This is a genomic window from Alteromonas sp. G5_S2_22_S1, from assembly GCF_054968525.1.
Map to the genome: position 1 here is coordinate 1 of NZ_JBQKUJ010000055.1, position 617 is coordinate 617.

Genomic DNA, 617 nt, shown 5'->3' on the forward strand with positions numbered 1-617 from the left:
CTATCAAGCTGCGGTATTACTGCTAATTCTACCTAGCATTGCCATGGCAAATATCCACCATGGCGCAAACGACGTCTTCGAATTATTAGTTTATAAATCACCATCGTGTGGATGTTGCAAAAAGTGGATAACCCATCTAGAAAACCAAGGGTTTCAACTACGTACAAAGGACTTTCATAACTTGAGCGACATCAAGAACGAATACGGAATTTCGCCAAATCTTCGCTCTTGCCATACCGCTGTTACAGAAAACGGCTTTGTATTTGAAGGCCATGTCCCTTCTAAGTTTATAAAACGATTCTTGTTAGAAGAACATCCAAAGGCTATCGGGTTATCTGTTCCAGCTATGCCAGTAGGTTCACCCGGAATGGAAGTAGCAGAGCAGTTTATGCCTTATACCGTTTTCATTATATATCAAGATGGGAGCTACGAACCTTACGCGAAAGTAGAAAGCTACGACAGTCAATTCGATTGAAGTCAAAGTTAAACAAATAAATGCGCACTTTTGACAATCAAAGCAATTTTAATTTTTAAAAACCGAATATTAACCAAAGATAGAGGTAATCATGAAAGCACTTGTTAAATCATTTGCAATATTTAGTGTACTGCTAAGCAGC

1 protein-coding gene is annotated in these 617 nt (G+C 38.6%); it reads left to right on the forward strand.

Going from position 1 to position 617, the window contains the following annotated elements; genetic code table 11:
* Positions 1-475: DUF411 domain-containing protein (locus ACTRWF_RS19655; RefSeq protein WP_235437071.1), on the forward strand; the 475-nt coding region annotated here is incomplete at its 5' end.
* Positions 476-617: the final 142 nt, after the last annotated feature.